This window comes from Chitinophaga oryzae (genome assembly GCF_012516375.2).
Lineage (GTDB): Bacteria > Bacteroidota > Bacteroidia > Chitinophagales > Chitinophagaceae > Chitinophaga > Chitinophaga oryzae.
Genome location: NZ_CP051204.2, coordinates 5,414,465 through 5,431,046 on the forward strand (window position 1 = coordinate 5,414,465; position 16,582 = coordinate 5,431,046).

The following is a 16,582-nucleotide window of genomic DNA, read 5'->3' on the forward strand; positions in this document are numbered from 1 at the left end:
CATACACCTGATTTAATGTCAGCAGTTTTTATTAATGATAGTCCGGTAAAAAATTAAGCAGCCGTAGATCTGATATTAAGGCGCCATATTGAACAGGTTTTGATGCTGCGCATGGGGAAAGTAATACGCACTTTATCCGGCAAGCCGGGCCAGCGGGTAAACTTCATAAGTGATACAGTCATGAGTGATTAATTAAGATGGTTACTGATGGTTACGCAATTTGATCTGGCTGACAGCCCGGCGTTTTTTCAGGCCCATACGACGTTTGGTATATTGGATTTAAAACAAAAACAGACGTCAGTTAGGCTCCAACGTTCGGTTTATAATCCCATAAAAAAAGATATTGAAAGGCGTTCAAAGGAAGAATGCATTCGTTTTCCATAGTATAAAATTTCTGCGCATTCAAAAACACAGATGCAATCTCTTCTCTGTTAGAAATTGTAATGATATAATGACTCTGTTTAGGGTGCTTTAAAGAAGTCTCCGGCGATTGCGTTATACAAGCAATTTTCCTTGCAGCTCATACTTCTTGTGGTGTCTGGCAAAACTAGCAACTTAATATCAAACTGATATATACGGCTAACGGTTATAGCAATAACCTGCTATGTTATTTACAGAAATAGCAAATTATTGCTATCCTTACACGGACAAACACGCCTGCTTCAGGCAGGAATTATCACTTAACGGACAATCTCCACCTGACTTTTTGAAAACAAATACTGCAACTGTAAATCATCCTGATGGGGCAACCACTTTTTGGGGGGAGAGTTACTACAAACTGTTGGGAAATGATGAGGCCGGGGCCAAAGGATTTCTCTCCCATGGCTTCTTTTCGGATGGAGTCGGGCTGCCCGGATGGGACTGCCGGATCGCGAACCTGTAAAAAGGCAGCATACCCGGCCTCGCCGGAATCAATATAGATAGAGCTAACCAGGCTGAAAAAAGCACATCGTTCAAAATTTTCAGGCCGGGAAGAAGGTGTAAATCAGGATAATACCAACGGGATAGATACCATTATCTCAGTACCTTCAGCGTTTGAATTGATGTTCGTTTCACCGTTCAGATATTGTACCCTGCGGCGAATAGATTCCAGGCCCATAGTTGATTTTTCGCTACCGGATTTCTTTCCGCCTAATCCGATCCCATCATCGCTGATCGTCAGTATCAGGCTATCCTCTTCTTCATAAATCAGGATGCTTACATTTTTAGCCCTGGCATGTTTGATGATATTGGTGACAGCCTCCTGGATAATACGGAGTAATGCAATTCGTGTATCTGTATCGACATTAACCAATGACTTATCGTCGATGTGAATGGTTTTATTGTACCGGCTATCGGGCAACGACTGATCTGTCAGCAGCCTGACCTGCTTTTCAAAAGACAGCTCCTGCTGCCCGTCTGCGGCATTGAACCATTCATGGCTTTTTCTTCTGGCTGCCTCATAAGCGTTAGCTGTCGCCAGCTGCAATCTACTCAATTTAGTTTTCAGGGTAATATCTTCGGTATCCATTGACAGTGTTTCCAGTTGATGCCTGATAGCAGCAATAGACGAAGAAAGACCATCGTGAAGATCCTGCCCAAGTCGTCGCTGCTCTTCCCTCACCGCCTCGTGCCTGGCTTCTTCCATGGAGATGATCTGCATATTGGTAGCGTTATTTAAGGCTTCAATCTGCGCTTTGGCTTTCCTGCTCCGGTAAAGCATGATCAGATAGATGGTCAGCACAATAAAGGCCGCAGCAGATGAAATAACCACCAGCCAAAGCGTTCGCTGTTTTTTGATGGTTTCTGAATGCTGAAGCTCAATCCTCGTATTTTCGGCGTCGGTGTAAGCATATAACAAACTATCCATTTGTGTCATCAATATTGTCTTTGCCTTTCGCTCATTCGCCAAAGATTGGGTTAGCCATGTATAGCCTCCCCGGTAGTCTCCTTGAGCCACCTGAAGTTTTGCTTTGTATTCATCAACTATCGGCTTTTGATTTTTTAAAAAAACGGGAACCGATTCAAGTTTACTTATATAAAAACGTACGCTATCATAGTTTTTTAAGGCCAGGAAGTGTTCAATTTTTAATTCATAAAGGGTCCTTTCTATATAGGCTGTCGCCTGGTCTTCATATGTATTTTTTAGTGCCTGTATGCTATCCAGCAGCGCCCCTGCTTTGGCTTGCCTGCCTTCAATGGCAGCAATATCATACTGCCTCATCAGTATGAAATAGTCATTATAAAACATGAAGGTTCTGTTAATGGGGTATTTGTGCTTTAGTTCAGCGCTAATTTGGTCGGCCACCTGTATTGTTTGATAAGCAGCTGCCGTATCATGCATATTCAAATAGGAATTGATGGCTCCCATTAAAATGTCTATGGCATGCATCCCGTTAACATTATCTGTTTTTTTTTTCCGCAGCAGCTCAGGCAGGTGTTTTATATACGCTTCTCTACCCTTATAAATAGAGATAACTTTATCATGTAAGTCCTGTTCCAGCAAAATCTGTACTTTGCTCTGGTCCTCCAGCAAAGGACGTGTTCTGCCATTTTTTTCTAATTCCCTGGCTTCTTTTTCAGTATAATACATGGCTGCTCCGGTTTCTCCAAACATCAGTGCGTTGTTGGATAATGCCAGATAGTAGTTCACACGGGGACGCCCATAGTTCTTTTTGCTCCAGGCAATCTCCTTATACAAGCTGAGGAGACGTGCCAGTTCCTGGGTTTTGAATTCTATTCCTTCATCAAGAAACTGTTGTGTCAACGAGTAGGCCTGATCCAGGTAGGCTGTGTCTGAGATGTTACCGGCATGGTAGGTCTTGTTGAGTTTTTCAAAATTCTGTCTGGCACTGTCAAGCGACTGCCCGGCAGCAAATTGGCCCGGGCCTATCAGGAGTAAAAAAAATACAATAAGGAAGTACAAATTCTTTTGTGACTGATAGGGATTAACTGTCGTCATCATAAGGTTACACAATTATTTTACCGGGACTGTTTAGATTATTTCCTGTTTGCGCGCATATGACAATAACGCCGTAATGGAATTGACATTCACTTTCGCCATCATATTGCGTCTGTGCGCTACAATAGTATGTTTACTAAGATATGTTCGTTCAGCCGTTTGAGCAATGGATAATCCCTGTGCAAAATGTTGCAGAATCTCCACTTCCCTCGCTGAAAATGGTGTTGCTCCTTTTAAATTTGAATTTGAGTTAATTTCAGCTATCGCCGGGCTGATATATTGTTCGCCACGGCCTACCATGGTCAGGCATTCAAGAATCGCATCAAATCCTGATGATTTACTAATAAGCCCGTTGGGACTATAGCTGAGGATATTAGTGATGGCTATTGGACTGGCTACAGAACTTACGATAATAATCGTAACGTGTTTATTTAACCGTCTGGCTACATTGATAAGGGGCAGCCCATTTTGATTCTTCAAATAGTAATCCAGGAATAGATAAACAGGAAGCCCGGTATGTTTCATCAGGAATTGGGTTAATTCCTGCTCCTCACAAAGCGTATGTACTGAACGAAAAAGTTCCAGCCGTTCAATCAACGCCGAAAAAGAGTCTGCAAACAAAAGGTGATCATCAAATACGATTGCTATAGCCTCCCTTTTTTTCATAAAAAACTTCTATAGAAGCCCGAATATAGCAAAAAAATGTGATTTTGATACAGCGAAGATGAACGCAGATATACCTATAAATCATTATATTATACATGTAAATTATCTGGTCCGGCAATAAACGTCACCACTACAATAGCAAATTTCTGCTATTTTTTAAAATTCCCTAGCATTTTATTGTCTTAAGATAGGGCCTTATACCTCGTTTTAAAAGAAGTGGATTAATTTTGTATTCCTTCAACACTCCTGTCATAGCAAGCAATTAGCAGAATAAACAAAGTCATAAAATTAATTTTCAGAATGCGATTAATCATTAAAAATGCCGAAACTGCTTATGTCACCCCTGCTTCACAGCCGAACCGACTGAATATAGACATTGCAGGAATAGAGCCTGAAGACATCCTGCTTCAGATAGATATAGATCAGGTCATAAGCTACTATGGCATCACAGAATTACTCGACATCATTGGCGACCAGGAAATCAGGGCCCATCTTTTACATTCGACAGCGCAAAACCGGGTAAACGTAAAAATATAAGATTAAGACTGTTTGTTCACCTTATCCCATAATGATGAGAAAAAAGCAAGATACTTCAGATAGCTTCAGTAAAATGCTGATTTCAGTGTTGGTACATGACCTCAGACAACCATTTGCAACACTTATCTCGGCTGCAGACATGATCAAATATGCAGACCACCCCTTATCCGAAGAAGAGCTGTATATGATCTTCGACCATATGCGTCATACGGCATCAAAAAGCATTAAGCTGCTTGACGGGCTGGTTTTTTGGATGAAATCCCAAAATAACGGTTATACCTGTCAAACACAATCACTACCCTTACGTGAACTCATCAATAGCGCTAACGGGCTGTATATTTATGACCAGGCGAGTAAATCCATCAGTATTTCCAATACTATTCCAGAGCATCAACTGATTCATGCAAATAAGGAAATGCTGCAATTTATTAATAGGAACATTTTAAGTAATGCCACCAAATACTCTCCCCCGGGAGGAATCATCAATATATCATGCAGTGTTGAAGACAATCAGATCACCGTGGCATTTGCTGATCAGGGGATGGGAATAAGGGAAGAACAGCTTGAACGCTTGTTTAGTGTCCAGGATACCAGGGTGTTAGACAGCCATTATCTTCAAGGCGCCGGAATTGCTTTAAGTATTTGCCAGGATATGATCTGGCAGATGGAAGGGAAATTATGGGCGGAATCTTCATACGGTCATGGAGCCACTTTTTTCTATTCATTGCCCCTTCCGGCACCAGGCTTACCTTTATAAAAATGTAATCTTGCGCAAACAACAAAACGTAAGTCTTTGCTGTTATATCGCTTATGCTACAGACGATGATAAAGAATCAAAACAATTCTTATAACAATCAATATAGATAAGTTGTGTATGGCTTTAGAATTCACTGATACAAACTTCTTTCGTGAAGTGATATTCTCTGACAAACTTTGTGTTGTTGACTTCTGGTCAGAATGGTGCGGTTCCTGCGCCGCAATGCGCCCAGTCATTGAAGCGCTGGCTGATGAGTATGCCGGTAAAGTAAATGTGGGTAAAATAAATGTGGACCGGAACCCCTATCGTGCCTTAAAATACAATATCACCAGCCTCCCTGTGATCGCGTTCTTCAGAGATGGCAAGCTTGTTTACAAACATGTTGGCATCATTCCCAAAGATAAACTTGACAAGGAAATCCAGGAATACCTCAAATCACCAGATAAAATCCAGGCATGCCTCGAACCACTGCATGAAGCAAGGGAATGGCCCGGTCCACCACTGCTTCATCCCTTACCAGGCTGATTTTTGAACCGGAACAATTGACAATCGTGATTGTCTCCAGTATACTTGACGGGCGGAAAAGGAAACGCCATTGGACGCTCAACTAAAAAACAAAACCCCGCGACCAGCGCGAGGTTTGTAAGTTTTCTGTGATCCCGCTGGGACTCGAACCCAGGGCCCATACATTAAAAGTGTATTGCTCTACCAACTGAGCTACGGAATCATTTTCCCCTGAAGGGAGCGCGAAGGTAGTAAAAACATTTTCATCTCCAAAAAATATTCAGAAAAAATTTTGTTCCCTATAAATCTTTCAACGCCTGCACTGCGGCATGATACCCGCACATGCCATGTACGCCGCCGCCCGGCGGTGTGGAAGCGGAACAGAGATAGATACCTTTGGCGCTGGTACGGTAAGGCGATGTACTTAGCACCGGCCGCGTGAACAGCTGGCCGATATCGATAGCGCCCCCGTTGATATCTCCCCCGATGTAGTTGGCGTTGTATTGCTGCATGTCAGCGGCATTCATGACATGCCTGCCGATGACACGCTTTTTAAATCCCGGCGCAAAGCGCTCTACCTGGTTTTCGATGATGGCAGTCATGTCTGTGGTATTGCCATTAGGAACATGACAGTATCCCCAGGCCGTATGATGTCCCTGCGGCGCGCGCGTCTGATCGAACAGGCTTTGCTGGGCGAAAAGCACAAAGGGTTTTTGTGAAATTTCGTTTTGCCAGTTGGCCCGCTCCGCTTGTGCAATTTCCGCGAAAGTATTCCCCAGGTGGACAGTGCCGGCTTGCCGGCATTCAGGATTGGTAAATGGTACCGGCCCGTCGAGCGCCCAGTCGATTTTGAAAACGCCGGGGCCATAACGGTAACGTCCTAACGCTTTTGTATAGCCGGTGCTGAAACGGTGCCCTGCCAGGGCGATCAGTTGCCTGGGGGATACATCCAGCATCAGCAGCCTTGCCGGCGGCAGCTGGTCAACGTTTTCTACTTTGATACCGGTTTCGATCTTTCCGCCGAGCGACAGAAAGTACGCCGCCATAGCGTCTGCTATGCCCTGTGAACCGCCTTTTACCAGCGGCCATCCAGCCACATGCCCGGCGGCGCTTAATATAATACCGATAGCGGCGCCGGAGAGATAATGAAACGGCAACATGGAATGCGCTGCCATGCCGGCCCACAAGCCTTTGGCAGCGGTTGTGCGAAAACGTTTGGCCACTGCCGCTGCAGACCGCAGGGCAGTCAGCCCGAAACGCGCCATCAGCCAGGGATGCCGCGGGAAATGAAAAGGCGCCAGGATATCCCCGCTCAATTCATTCCAATGCTCCACCACCGGTCCCACCAGGTCTGCGTAAGCAGCGGCATCAGGCCCCAGGGCAGCGGCAGTAGCGGCTATGCTGCCCTGCAGCACAGCGGCGCTGCCATCATCAAACGGATGCGCGGCCGCCACGGCCGGGTATATCAGCTCAAGGCCGTAGTCCTGTAATGAAAGCCCCCTGAAGAACGGTGACATGATCAGCATGGGGTGTATGGCGGAACATACATCATGACGGAAACCAGGCAACGTCAGCGCTTTGGTGCGCATACCACCGCCGATGGTGTCGCCGGCCTCCAGCACCAATACCTGTAACCCCTGCTGTTGCAGGGTAATAGCGGCCGCCAGTCCGTTAGGCCCCGCTCCCACGACGATTGCATCGTAACTCATCTGAATTTCTCCGGTTTAAATAAAACGGTACCATCTCTTTGTATGATCCATGCGGTGACAGGATTCAGGTGATACCCTCCCATATCCGTGCCACGGGCAGCTGTCAGCTGTTGAAGCGTGGGTTGTATATACCCGGTATCGTCCACCGCCCTGCTCATGATCTCGGTATGCTGGCCGTCCCAGCGCCAGAGATAACGAAAATAAGTATGCGCTTTGTCCAGCACCGGCTCCTGTAACGTTGCTGTATGCCAGTGCCGTCCGGCGTCTGTACTCAACTCCACCCGGCTGATTTTCCCCCGACCGCTCCAGGCAATACCCCGGATCTCTATCCAACCCCGCATGACCTGCTGCGGGTAACTGGGATAGGTAATAATAGAACGGGCGTCCATATCGAAACTGAACTGCCGGATCTTCCCGCCCCTGATCGTCTCCGTGTATTTGGACGTCTCCTCACGCGTCATAAAAGGCTGATCGGAAAGTTCAATACGCCTGATCCATTTTACGTTCGTATTGCCCTCCCAGCCCGGCAGGAACAGCCGTGCAGGATAACCCTGCTGCGGACGGATCGCCTCCCCGTTTTGCGCGTAAGCGATCATGGCATCCTGCCAGCCTTTGCTGACGGGGATACTGCGCGTCATCACGGCCGCGTCGGAGCCTTCCGCCAGAAACCACGTGGCTTTAGGGCTCACTCCTACCTCGCGGAACAAGGTGCTGAGCATCACGCCGGTCCACTCGCTCTGGCTCGTCAACCCGCATATCTCCTGCGGCGTCATGGTTTCTTTTCCTGTCCTGAAGTTACCGGAACATTCGATAAAAGCGATACGTGACAACGCCGGAAACCGCTTCAGGTCCCTCAACGTAAAGACTGTGGGCCGTTCCACCATACCGTGGATAAGCAATTCATACTTATCAGGATCAATATTGGGTACGCCATTGTGACTTCTCTCAAAGTGCAGGTCCGATGGTGTAATGATACCGTAGAAGTCCTGCAGCGGCGACCGGGCAGAGATGTCCGACGCCTTTTTCTCCGGCCGCTCAAAAGGTGAACGGCTACCCAGTTTTCCCACCGGCACGCCGGGCGTTTTTGTCGGGTCTGCCCAAACCTCAGGCGGCGCCTGCTGTGCCGATGCCCCGGGGATCAACGCTCCCAACGCCGACATCGCCGCTGCCTGCAATAACGTTCGTCGCGCAATCTTCTCTTTCTTCATACATTGACTGTTTATCTCACTTCATGACCACCACGGCGGTCATCGTTTACATACAGCTTGCGGGCCGGCATATCAATCGCAGGCAGCGTGTGTGCATTAATGATAGTATTGCTGTCGATGACCTGGTTACTGCTCAGCAGGAACGCCGTCAGATGATATACCTCCTCATTGCTCAGCGTGCCGGGCGCATTGAATGGCATCGCCCGGCGGATATAGTCGAACAACGTAGTGGCGTAAGGCCAGTAGTTACCAATGGCTTTTACGTGGGAAGTATCTCCCATCGGCGCTACCAGCCGGTAGGCGGCCACCTCCGTACCTGTAGGGCCGTGACAGGGAGCGCATTTGGCGATGAAAATAGCACGGCCCGCAGCTGTACGCCCCTCGCCGGGCGGCAACCCCTTCCCGTCAGGAGCGATCGAGATATTCACCGAATCTGTTTCCTGCTGTGTGGCCGGCCTTCCGAAGCCGAACCGCTCCGGGCCTGCCGGCGTGGTATGGCAGGCCACCACACTCATCCCTGCCATCACCACTGTTAATATTCTTATCATCTGTTTTAATATTTCCCCGCCTGCAAGGATGAAGGCGTAAGCGCATAGTGCCTGTCTACCCGGTCCAGCACCACGTATAACCTGTTTTTGTTTTCATCGGTACCGGTAAGGATAACATGATTGCCGTCCGTTGTCTGGTACTGCACCACAAAACGCTGACGCTTTTCGTTTTTGGGAGCCGCCGCATAATCGCGCTTTCTGCGGGCAGACAAAGCAATGGACGCTATCTTCCCATACTCGTCCCCGATATTTTTTCTTGCGGCAGCCGGTATCCAGTCTTCCTGCTGCCTCTCGTCTTTATCGTTTCGTGTAACCGCCGGCGTTTTATCGTTACCGAGGTTCACATCCGTTCCACCGTCACCGCCTACGCCGGCAGTCCTGTTGCGCCGATCAGGGATGGCTTTGTATTTATCTTCGAGATACAACGTGTGTTCCACCTCATCGGCATAATAGTGAAAAGCCCGCTGGCCGCCGGCGAGGCCGGTGATTTCAAAAGTGCGGTTTACATCCCGTTGCGGATCACCGCCACCATTGGATAAATCCAGCGGATGCGGCTTATTCACCCGGAAGGTAAAAGTAGACCAGTTCTCGAAAGTAGCTTCCTGCCATCGCACCGTGTCCAGCGGATTGTATGGGATCACCTGGTCGTTGATACGAAACTCCGTCACGTTGTAGTTCCCCCGAAGCACCTTTACTCCGGCCACCGCCGGCTGCTTGTAAGGATCATACAGGAAATTGATCAGCTGCAGATAAAACAACACTCCCAGGAAAAGAAAAATGGTAAAAGACTTCAGACCGATGCGCAATGCTTTGCCCGCTCTATTAAACACCGGGTAATAATTCACCGGCACCACCGGCTTCTCCTGCACCAGCAACCGGTAGATGTTGGGAACGTCGTTCACCAGCAGAAAACCTGCCAGCAACACAAAATAGCTGCTGTACACATGTACGCCGCCGTCATACGCAAAATTGACGTAGACAATATCTCCCAGCGCCGCCGCCAGCAGTATAGCCCCCAGCGTCGTAGTCCTGCGGAAGAACAGCAATGTGCCCGCGGCCACTTCCACCACTCCCGCAAAAATCTGGTACCATGGCACAATACCGATCGACAACCAATAGATCTTCTGCGCCGTCAGATCACCAAAGTTCGTATTCAGTATCCCCAGGGAAGGATAAGGCATCTGCACGGGCAACAGCTTGGTGAACCCGAAACCGATGATACCAATGCCAGCCCGGTAACGCACCACTACCCTCAACCAGTAATACAGACCGAAATATTCCGCCCGCTCCGTTTTACGCAGCTTCACGATCCAGGTCCACAGCAATCCGCCACCAGTAGCAATCAACACGGTCGTGAGCCAGTTGGCATACCCCAGCAGCGACGTGCCAAAAATTTTATTGCCGAAGAAATTGATCCCGGAACCAAACCGGGCAATATCATACAGGTCACGGTAGTTGAGGTGACGCCAGTCCAGCGCTATCAGCTGGGCGTACCACTCCGGCGTGTTCGGTATCGAAATAGCGATAAAAAAGATAAACGCTATGCGGAACAATACCTTCTCATAGCCTTTCCAGGCAGTCTTTACAGGCGATGGCGCTGCTTTCGTCACCGGCGCGGCCTCCTGTAAAACAGTTGCTGCTGTTACCATGTTCAATAATGTTAGATGTTTATAATTTGAGTTTCCTTAACCGGCCTTCTCCTTTGGCGGCTTCTTCCAGCAGATATTTTTTGGGCAGCTTGTCCAGCACCGCCAATACCGAATCTTTGGCGGCGGTAATGCCCGCCAGTACCACCCTGCCTGCCGATGGCCGGCTGTACTGCAACACAAACACATCATGCTGGTAATGCGGGTTCCGGTTGCTGAGCAGCAACCGCTGATGAACACTGTCTATGACATAGCTGTAATAGTGCCTGCCATTGGTGCCTTCAGACTCATATCTCTTGCCGGTATCTGCTTTCGGCACAAGGTGCGCATTATTACTGTCCAGCAGCACCGGCTCATTGGAACGGATGCTCAGTGTGTTCCATTCCTCGAACACGACGTTCTGCCAGCGTTTGGGATGTGAAGGAGAATAAGTGACGGTATCACCGTTAAGCACATACGTACTAACATTATATAATCCGGCGGCAGCGGCCAATCCCTTTGCAGTCGGATATTGATAAGGGTCCTTCCGCGCGCCTGTACCGGTTTTGACACCATAAATCAACACAAAAAAAAGGACAAAGGCCGACTTCAGTGCCACCCGGCCTACTTTCCAGCCACCGGTAAAAGAAGGACGAAAATTGTTCGGCGCCGTAGGCAACTGCAGCACCAACAGCCGCACTACCCTCAACAGGTCAAAACTGAAAATGAACAGCGCCAGCGTAATCAGGTAAAGGCTGTACACCGTATCACCGCCTTCATATGCGAGATTGGACATGAAGATGTTTCCGCAAAATATCAGGAAGATAAAAGCGGCGATGGAGGCCGTTTTCCTGTGCAGCAACAACAGTCCTGTCACGATCTCCACCAACCCGAGGAATAACTCGTACGAGGGTACGATTCCCAGACTGAGGGAAAACAGCTTCCACCGGTTAAAGGCGCCGTATGGCGTATTCAGGCTGCTGAGCGAAGGATACGGGGCCTGTAAAGGAAAGAATTTTATAAAACCGTAAGCCAGAATGGCCAGCGCCAGCCGGTAACGCACCAATACCCGCAACCAGTAATAAAGTTTATCGTAATTGTCCGTCCTCCCTGCATCGCGATAAGTCCATATCAGCCCGGCCACCACGGCTATCCCGAATATAATTCCCCAGTCGGTAAATGCTGCCGGTCCGGCGGAAAAGCGGGTGGTATAGCGGGCCAGGTTAAAAATATCCTGGTAGGCCAGCTCCGGCCAGTCCACCTTACCCAGATAACTGTAGAATTTCCAGTCCAGCGGCAGTACCTGCAGCAGCAGGTAGACGAACAGTATCCGGAAGGCTGTTTTCTCCGGTGCGTTCCAGCGGCTTTCCGCACCTGTTTGTGAAGTAATATCCATAACAGTAATTATTTTGGATGATCAATAACCGGGGTTCTGTGCAAGCCTGCCTTTGGACAACAGGATCTCCTGTGCCGGAATGGGGAATAGGTACTTTTGGGCATCTGTCAGTCCCAGCACGGCGGCGGCGCGGTTGGTCCTCACCAGGTCAAACCAGCGATGCGGTTCAAAGGCAAATTCAACGCGTCTTTCGTTCTCAATTGCCAGCAGCGCCGCTTCTTTAGAAGTGCCGGTGAAGTCTGTCAGACCGGCCCTGCCCCGTACGGCATTGAGCGGTGTCAGCGCCTCGGTGGTTTTGCCCTGTTGCGCCAATGCCTCGGCATAGATCAGGTACAGCTCCGCGATGCGGATAATATAGGCCGGATCAGTGGCGGGACTGCGGTAGTAAAGATTGCCATACCAAAGACCTGCAGATGTTCTGCCTACCAGCGCCTTGCGGTTACCCCCAATGGCGGCATCATTCACCAGGGTAATAAACGCATCGGCCGGCGCCCATTGCCGGGTGCCGCCATTAGCCGGAGGCTGCCAGCTGTTGCGGTGGCTGTTGGTATAGGTAGCACTATAGGACAGTTCAAAAACACTTTCCCTGGTAGCCACGGTACTGGCCGGAGAAAAGAAAGCGGCATAAGGTTGTACCAGCTGGTAATTCTTTTGATCAGCCAGTACTTTGGCGGCATAGGCGGCCGCTTCGCTCCATTGGCCACGATATAAATAATACCGCGCTTTCAGCGCCCACACTGTTTCCTGGTTGATCCTGACAGGATTGGCGGATACCGGCGCTTTGAGCAATGGCTCGGCTGCATTCAGGTCGGCTAACACCTGTGCATATACGGCCTCCTGGTTGCGCTGCTCCACGTTCTCCTTGTCGGCCATTGTCAGGGTAGGCGTCAACGTGATCTGCACGTTTCCCCATGTCCGCGCCAGATCGAAATAGCTCAGCGCACGGATGGCCAGCGCTTCGCCGACGATCTGGTTTTTATCATCGGAGGAGAAAGCGGCGTCGTTTACACCCGGCACTTTGGTAATGACGTGATTGGCGCTGTTGATCGTGGCATAGATGGCCGACCACACACTGGCCAGGTTGCCGTTGTCTGCCTGGATATTATGTGTGATAAACTGTTGTATGACCGATTGGGAGCCGGTCCACTGCACATTATCCCCCGGCAGGTAGCCGAATGTCTGGAACAGGCTGCCGTAGTAACCATCGGCAGACAGCTTACGGTAAGTGCCGCGCAGCGCGGTCTGCGCAGAGGTCTTGTCTGTGATGGTCTGGTCGTCGGAGACGTAGTCTTTGGGTTTGACATCGAGGAACTTCCCGCAGGAGATGGCCAGCACTGTCCAGAAGAGTAATAAATATCGGAGTAGTTGTTTCATCAGTCAGGATTTAAAGGGTGAGATGGATGCCTGCCTGTACGCTGCGAGGCTGCGGAGGCGTACCGAGGTCCAGCCCCTGGACGGTTTGAATGGAGGTCACATTGGCCTCGGGGTCCGGACCGGTGTAGTTGGTCAGCAACCACAGGTTACTACCGGTAACATACACACGCAGTTGGTTCATGTGCAGCCGCGCGGTGACGTTCTTGGGCACCGTATAACTCAGGGTGACTGATTTCAGCCGCAGGAAAGAACCGTCTTCCAGGAAACGGCTGTTCTGATCAATCGTATAGTTCAGGCCATAGGCGGTAAGCCGCGGCACATCGGTCACGTCGCCGGGCTTCTGCCAGCGGTTCAGCTGGTCGGCCACCAATACCCTGTTGGCATCGCGGGTGCCGCCGCCTTCACCGAAGAACTTGTTCAGGTTATAAACATCGTTGCCGTACTGGAAGGAGAAAAGCACATTCAGGTCGAAGCCTTTCCAGGAGACAGTGTTGCTGAAGCCGCCGAAGAAGTCCGGCATGGCATTACCCATCACCCGGCGGGCAGATACGGGAAGCTTGCCTTTCTCCGCGCCTTCAAAAATCACGCTGCCGGTTTGAGGGTCCACGCCCAGCTGCTTGTAAAGCCAGAAAGCATACATGGGAGATCCTTCCTGCATGATGATCCAGTCGCGGTTGTACTGGTAAACAGGTGTCGGCAGCTTTTCTATACGGTTTTTATTGCCGGAGATGGTGAGGCTGCTTGTCCACCGCAGTGCCTTGTTTGTAATATTGACGGTATTAATGCCGACCTCGTAACCTTTGTTGCTGATTTCGCCGGCGTTGCTGTTGAGCGAACTGAAGCCGGTCATACCGGGTACGGGCAAACGCAGTAACACGTTGCTGGTGTATTTATAATAGACATCGGCGGTAAGACTGATCCGGCCTTCGAACAGGCCCAGGTCGATACCGGCGTTTGTTTGACTGGTACGTTCCCATTGCAGGTTGGTATTGGACAGTTGTTGCGGCGCCGTTCCCGGCTGATCGCCGGAGCTGCCGTCGGGGTAACCGAAGCCACCGCTCCACAGCCCCTGTGAGGCGAAGTTGTCTATACCTGCCTGGTTGCCGGTCACCCCGTAACTGGCCCTGATTTTAAGGTCGCTGATACGGGAATTATTTTTCAGGAAGGCTTCTTCTTTCACGCGCCATGAGGCGCCTACCGCCGGAAAATAGCCCCAGCGGGTATCTTTACCGAACTTGGAAGAACCGTCTGCCCTGATGCTGGCTTCGAGATAATATTTACCCGCATAGTTGTAATCGATGCGGGAGAAAAAAGAAGCCAGGTTCACTTTTGTCCACGTTTGGTTGGAAGTACGTGTAGCCGCGGCCGATATATCCTTGTAGGCATTGCTGGCGAAGCCGGTGCCCTGCGCCGAGGTAAGGGAAATGGTGTTGCTCTGCAGGGTATTGCCTGCCAGTACACCAAGGAAGTGGCCGGTACCCAGCCGTTTTTTATAGGATAATGTCTGTTCGTTGATCCAGGCGGTGTTCTGCGTAATGGCGGAAGTGGCCAATCCATTGGTAGGCGCGGCTCCCAGCTGTGTAAAATTGTTCCAGTATTCCGATTCGTTGTAGTTATTATAGTCAAGGCTGAACGTGCTGCGGAATTTGAGGTCCGGCAGAATAGCGGCATCGAGGTAAATATTACCGATGTAGCGGAGACTGGTAGTGTTCACATCATAGTTGTTGATGAGCACCTGTACGTTGTCGAACCCTGCCCATCTGGCCGGTGTACCGTCTGCATTGAATTCCGGCAGATAGGTGGGGGTATGCAATGCCGCCTGCAGCAGGCCTCCCTGCGGGCCATCGCCGGCACGGCCCTGGTTGCGGTAGCTGCGCGAGAAACTGTTGCTGGTACCCACGCTGATGCGGTCGTTCACACGCTGGTCCAGGTTGAGTTTGAAGTTCACCCGGTCGAATGACATGGGCCGCAGGATGGATTCCTGTTTGGAAAAGCCGCCGCCGATATAATATTTCGTTTCCTTACTGCCGCCCGACAGCGAGAGGTTATAGTTCTGTAGTCCTGCATGGCGGAAGATCTCCCCCAGCCTGTCGTACGTCTGCTGTTCGGAGGGCAGCCCGCGGGGCGCCGGGGTGGCTTCCGGGCGGTCTGTTTTGGCACGGAACGGCAACAGCTCATATTTTTTTCTGCCGGCCTCATCTCCGAGAGCTACAGCGTCCGCATAGGAGTTGCGATAGAATTCGTTGATCAGCTCCGCATGTTGCGGGCCGGTGGTCAGGTCCCATAGCCGGGGCGCCCAGGCTACGCCGCCGGACACATCTACATTCAGACGGGATTTGGTGTTGTAGTTCCCTCTTTTGGTAGTGACGATCACCACGCCGTTGGCGCCACGGGAACCGTAGATGGCGGTAGCGCTGGCATCTTTCAGCACCTCTATATTTTCGATGTCTGCCGGGTTGAGGTCCGCCAGCACCGAGGCGCTGCGCCCGCCGGTATTGACCGTCTGCAGGTTGGTGTTATTGATAAACACGCCGTCTACAATATACAGCGGGTTGTTGTCCGCATTAATAGAGGTGGTGCCTCTTACGCGGACAAATACGCCATCGCCGGGAACGCCGGTGTTGGAATTGATCTGCACACCGGCAGCGCGGCCCTGTAGCTGCGCATCGAAGCTGGCCACCGGTACGTTGGCCACGTCGGCGCCTTTAACAGAGGAGATGGCGCTGGTAAGGTCGCGGCGTTTCTGCGTGCCATAGCCTACCACCACCACATCGTTCAGTTGCTGGGAAAGCTCCGCCATGGCGATGTTGCCGGCGTTGGACTTGTCTACGTATATCTCCTTCAACTGGTACCCGAGCGCGGAGATCTGGTAAATCACCGGTACTTTCTGGCCGGTGCGAAAGAAAAAATCTCCCTGCCGGTTGGTCTGTACTTCGTGCGTGGTGCCTTTAATGTGTACGATGGCGCCCTCCAGTGGCTGTGATGTTTTTGCGTCGATGACTTTTCCGGAGAGTGAGATGTTGTGTTGCACAACAACCCCCGATTTAGGTAAGAGCGTGTCCCCTCCTTTCTGCTGCGCCGGGGAAAGAAAGGGCAACAGCAGGCCTAAACTGCTTGCAATAGCAATTTTCATTATCTTTACTTTGGTATGAAAAAAATAAGGCCGGTGCCAGTATTCACATACTGCACTGTAAAATGTCCCACAGCCTTGTTTGCCAGCCGGAACTGCTCCAACAGTTCCGGCTTTTTTTATATCTTATCCTGAAAATGATTTAACAACATCGGAAAACCGGGGAGGCTGATAAATCGCTTAATAA

13 protein-coding genes and 1 tRNA gene are annotated in these 16,582 nt (G+C 50.3%); 4 read left to right on the plus strand and 10 right to left on the minus strand.

Annotated features, from left to right (window positions below; all coding sequences use genetic code 11):
- Window positions 1-604: 604 nt before the first annotated feature.
- The gene (locus HF324_RS21465) at window positions 605-883 is read left to right on the plus strand and encodes a hypothetical protein (RefSeq protein ID WP_168860785.1); all 279 of its coding nucleotides are present in this window, start codon (window positions 605-607) and stop codon (window positions 881-883) included.
- A gap of 102 nt (window positions 884-985) precedes the next feature.
- On the opposite strand, the gene HF324_RS21470 is transcribed toward HF324_RS21465, so the two are convergent.
- Together HF324_RS21470 and HF324_RS21475 are read right to left on the minus strand one after the other, a co-directional pair.
- Window positions 986-2,944 (minus strand): sensor histidine kinase, encoded by a 1,959-nt coding sequence (locus HF324_RS21470; protein ID WP_168860786.1) that lies wholly within the window; start codon window positions 2,942-2,944, stop codon window positions 986-988.
- Between the two features lie 30 nt (window positions 2,945-2,974).
- On the minus strand, window positions 2,975-3,607 hold the full coding sequence (locus tag HF324_RS21475; RefSeq protein WP_168860787.1) for a response regulator transcription factor: 633 nt from the start codon (window positions 3,605-3,607) through the stop codon (window positions 2,975-2,977).
- 300 nt (window positions 3,608-3,907) lie between these two features.
- On the opposite strand from HF324_RS21475, the gene HF324_RS21480 reads away from it, so the two are divergent.
- The 3 genes from HF324_RS21480 (at window position 3,908) to trxA (ending at window position 5,426) form a co-directional block, all read left to right on the plus strand.
- Window positions 3,908-4,144: a hypothetical protein gene (locus HF324_RS21480; protein ID WP_168804450.1), complete on the plus strand. Its 237-nt coding sequence runs from the start codon at window positions 3,908-3,910 to the stop codon at window positions 4,142-4,144.
- Window positions 4,145-4,175: 31 nt separating this feature from the next.
- Complete coding sequence (locus HF324_RS21485; RefSeq protein ID WP_168860788.1) at window positions 4,176-4,901, plus strand: sensor histidine kinase; 726 nt, start codon at window positions 4,176-4,178, stop codon at window positions 4,899-4,901.
- Window positions 4,902-5,018: 117 nt separating this feature from the next.
- The gene (gene trxA / locus HF324_RS21490) at window positions 5,019-5,426 is read left to right on the plus strand and encodes a thioredoxin (RefSeq protein ID WP_168860789.1); all 408 of its coding nucleotides are present in this window, start codon (window positions 5,019-5,021) and stop codon (window positions 5,424-5,426) included.
- A gap of 129 nt (window positions 5,427-5,555) precedes the next feature.
- On the opposite strand, the gene HF324_RS21495 is transcribed toward trxA, so the two are convergent.
- The 8 genes from HF324_RS21495 to HF324_RS21530 form a co-directional block, all read right to left on the minus strand.
- Window positions 5,556-5,628, minus strand: a tRNA-Lys gene (locus tag HF324_RS21495).
- A 76-nt stretch (window positions 5,629-5,704) separates the two neighbouring features.
- Entirely contained in the window at window positions 5,705-7,114 is a 1,410-nt protein-coding gene (locus tag HF324_RS21500; RefSeq protein ID WP_168860790.1) for a phytoene desaturase family protein, read from the minus strand.
- Window positions 7,111-8,322, minus strand: coding sequence for a sulfite dehydrogenase (gene soxC, locus HF324_RS21505; protein WP_168860791.1), 1,212 nt, complete (start codon window positions 8,320-8,322; stop codon window positions 7,111-7,113). The genes HF324_RS21500 and soxC overlap by 4 nt, the downstream gene beginning before the upstream one ends.
- A gap of 11 nt (window positions 8,323-8,333) precedes the next feature.
- Window positions 8,334-8,870, minus strand: a complete 537-nt coding sequence (locus HF324_RS21510) for a c-type cytochrome (protein ID WP_168804470.1) — start codon at window positions 8,868-8,870, stop codon at window positions 8,334-8,336.
- 5 nt (window positions 8,871-8,875) lie between these two features.
- Complete coding sequence (locus tag HF324_RS21515; RefSeq protein ID WP_220100799.1) at window positions 8,876-10,519, minus strand: hypothetical protein; 1,644 nt, start codon at window positions 10,517-10,519, stop codon at window positions 8,876-8,878.
- A 19-nt stretch (window positions 10,520-10,538) separates the two neighbouring features.
- On the minus strand, window positions 10,539-11,891 hold the full coding sequence (locus tag HF324_RS21520; protein WP_168860792.1) for a DoxX family protein: 1,353 nt from the start codon (window positions 11,889-11,891) through the stop codon (window positions 10,539-10,541).
- A gap of 21 nt (window positions 11,892-11,912) precedes the next feature.
- Entirely contained in the window at window positions 11,913-13,265 is a 1,353-nt protein-coding gene (locus HF324_RS21525) for a RagB/SusD family nutrient uptake outer membrane protein (RefSeq protein ID WP_168860793.1), read from the minus strand.
- Between the two features lie 10 nt (window positions 13,266-13,275).
- Window positions 13,276-16,398 carry a SusC/RagA family TonB-linked outer membrane protein gene (locus HF324_RS21530; protein ID WP_168860794.1) on the minus strand — a complete coding sequence of 1,041 codons (3,123 nt, stop codon included), beginning with the start codon at window positions 16,396-16,398 and terminating at the stop codon, window positions 13,276-13,278.
- Window positions 16,399-16,582 lie beyond the last annotated feature (184 nt).

Bases quoted from the DNA above. Each gene is read 5' to 3' on its own strand.
- HF324_RS21465 (WP_168860785.1), top strand. From the start codon at position 605: ATGTTATTTACAGAAATAGCAAATTATTGCTATCCTTACACGGACAAA.
- HF324_RS21470 (WP_168860786.1), bottom strand. From the start codon at position 2,944: ATGATGACGACAGTTAATCCCTATCAGTCACAAAAGAATTTGTACTTC.
- HF324_RS21475 (WP_168860787.1), bottom strand. From the start codon at position 3,607: ATGAAAAAAAGGGAGGCTATAGCAATCGTATTTGATGATCACCTTTTG.
- HF324_RS21480 (WP_168804450.1), top strand. From the start codon at position 3,908: ATGCGATTAATCATTAAAAATGCCGAAACTGCTTATGTCACCCCTGCT.
- HF324_RS21485 (WP_168860788.1), top strand. From the start codon at position 4,176: ATGATGAGAAAAAAGCAAGATACTTCAGATAGCTTCAGTAAAATGCTG.
- trxA (WP_168860789.1), top strand. From the start codon at position 5,019: ATGGCTTTAGAATTCACTGATACAAACTTCTTTCGTGAAGTGATATTC.
- HF324_RS21500 (WP_168860790.1), bottom strand. From the start codon at position 7,114: ATGAGTTACGATGCAATCGTCGTGGGAGCGGGGCCTAACGGACTGGCG.
- soxC (WP_168860791.1), bottom strand. From the start codon at position 8,322: ATGAAGAAAGAGAAGATTGCGCGACGAACGTTATTGCAGGCAGCGGCG.
- HF324_RS21510 (WP_168804470.1), bottom strand. From the start codon at position 8,870: ATGATAAGAATATTAACAGTGGTGATGGCAGGGATGAGTGTGGTGGCC.
- HF324_RS21515 (WP_220100799.1), bottom strand. From the start codon at position 10,519: ATGGTAACAGCAGCAACTGTTTTACAGGAGGCCGCGCCGGTGACGAAA.
- HF324_RS21520 (WP_168860792.1), bottom strand. From the start codon at position 11,891: ATGGATATTACTTCACAAACAGGTGCGGAAAGCCGCTGGAACGCACCG.
- HF324_RS21525 (WP_168860793.1), bottom strand. From the start codon at position 13,265: ATGAAACAACTACTCCGATATTTATTACTCTTCTGGACAGTGCTGGCC.
- HF324_RS21530 (WP_168860794.1), bottom strand. From the start codon at position 16,398: ATGAAAATTGCTATTGCAAGCAGTTTAGGCCTGCTGTTGCCCTTTCTT.